At 45.3% G+C, this 245-nt stretch carries 1 pseudogene; it reads left to right on the top strand.

The annotated features are described in order from the left end of the window. A pseudogene (locus tag CWB66_RS21925) lies at window positions 1-245 on the top strand (Lcl C-terminal domain-containing protein); the annotation flags it as partial.

The raw sequence follows: 245 nt of genomic DNA, 5'->3' as shown, positions 1-245 counted from the left end.
ATCTGGAGAGGCATTGGTACATGCGGGAGCTGATTTACGGGTTATCGATAAAACTGAATTTACCTTTACTGCAGAGGGCTCTCCCGCCGATGGTACATTTACGTGGCAACTAGTAAGTGGCGCTAGTTTAGACGTTTTTCCGCTTGATGGTGCAGAGCAAACACTTACGGCACCTGATATTAAAACCGACAGCAAAATCGTTTTACGAGTTAGTTATCAAAGCTCAGGTACTAGTGCCGTAAGTG

Source organism: Pseudoalteromonas sp. S558 (assembly GCF_005886635.1).
Taxonomy (GTDB): Bacteria; Pseudomonadota; Gammaproteobacteria; order Enterobacterales; family Alteromonadaceae; genus Pseudoalteromonas; species Pseudoalteromonas aliena.
This window is presented reverse-complemented; position numbering and strand designations above follow the sequence as displayed.